Source organism: Mesorhizobium sp. M1A.F.Ca.IN.020.06.1.1, from assembly GCF_004023265.1.
Classification (GTDB): domain Bacteria; phylum Pseudomonadota; class Alphaproteobacteria; order Rhizobiales; family Rhizobiaceae; genus Mesorhizobium.
Window position 1 is genome coordinate 1 of sequence record NZ_RZSR01001294.1, and the last position, 1,292, is coordinate 1,292.

Here is a 1,292-nt window from a genome sequence, read left to right on the forward strand (position 1 = left end):
TCCGCCGCCTGGCCGTTGGCATAGCGCACGGTGACCTGGCTCTTGGCGTCCGGGCCGAGCTTGGCGGCCTCGCCGTTGCCTTCGTGGCGCGCGGCGGCAAGCAATTCGAGGATCTTGTGGCTGTAGTAGATCGGCGCCGGCATCAGGTCCGGCGTCTCGCGGCAAGCATAGCCGAACATGATGCCCTGGTCGCCCGCGCCTTCCTCGCCCTGGCGGTCGGCGGCATTGTCGACGCCCTGGCCAATGTCCGGCGACTGGCCGTGCAGCAGCACCTCGATCTTGGCCGTCCTCCAATGGAAGCCGGCTTGCTCGTAGCCGATCTCACGGATGGCCTTGCGGGCGACCGATTTGAACTTGGTCGGATTGACGACCGGGTGGCCCGCCGCATCCTTGAGGATGTTGCCTGCCTTGTCCTTCTTCAGCAGCGTCTCGGGAACCCTGACCTCGCCGGCGATGACGACGCGGTTGGTGGTGGCCAGCGTCTCGCAGGCAACGCGCACCTTCCACGGGTCCATGCCCGTCTTCCTGGCCTCGCGATAGACGAGATCGACGATCTCGTCGGAGATACGGTCACAGACTTTGTCGGGATGGCCTTCGGAGACGGATTCCGAGGTGAAGAGATAGTTCTGCCGCGTCACGGGTGTCCCCTCTTGAAAAGGATCGGCAAGGCTGCCGATTTTGGCGCGCCACGTGTTAGCGGTGCCGGGCGCCGCTCGTCAAGCGGCGCGACAGATCTGGCATGACTATCGGCACAATCAACTTGTGCCACCGGCGGCAGGGCACCGCCGGCGACATGAGCCTGGATTCACTCGGCGTCGTCCGGCGAAAGGGACTTCACAAGATCGATAATCCGGCGCCGCACCTTGACGTCGGGAATCTTGACGAAGGCACGATTGAGCTGAAGCCCTTCCGGGCTGCCGCAGAATTCGATCGCGAAAGTCATCGAGGCATCCTCGGCAAATCCCCGATTGCCGGCGACGGCCTCCTGCCCGGGGGCGTCCTCGAAGAAGAAGGCGACAGGGACGCTCAGGATGGAGGCGATTGCCTGCAGGCGGCTGGCGCCGACCCTGTTGGTCCCCTTTTCGTACTTCTGTATCTGCTGAAACGTGATGCCGAGATTTTCACCCAGCTTTTCCTGGCTCATTCCAAGCATATTGCGACGCAGCCGAATACGACTGCCGACATGAATGTCGATCGGATTCGGCTTCTTCTTGTTCTCTTCTGTCATTTTTTCCTCGCCGAATTTTTCCGGCTTTTTCTATTTTTGCCGCCCAAACGAAACCGGAGCCACC

2 protein-coding genes are annotated in these 1,292 nt (G+C 61.9%); both read right to left on the reverse strand.

Features of this window, described 5'->3' with window-relative positions:
• On the reverse strand, window positions 1-638 hold a 638-nt coding region (locus tag EOA60_RS33400), incomplete at its 3' end, for an S-adenosylmethionine synthetase N-terminal domain-containing protein (protein ID WP_348632745.1).
• Window positions 639-805: 167 nt separating this feature from the next.
• The gene (locus EOA60_RS33405; RefSeq protein ID WP_066996325.1) at window positions 806-1,228 is read right to left on the reverse strand and encodes a helix-turn-helix transcriptional regulator; all 423 of its coding nucleotides are present in this window, start codon (window positions 1,226-1,228) and stop codon (window positions 806-808) included.
• Between the last annotated feature and the right edge of the window lie 64 nt (window positions 1,229-1,292).

What these genes read in the sequence shown, in the direction of transcription:
- EOA60_RS33405 (WP_066996325.1), bottom strand. Translation starts at nt 1,228, where the DNA reads ATGACAGAAGAGAACAAGAAGAAGCCGAATCCGATCGACATTCATGTC.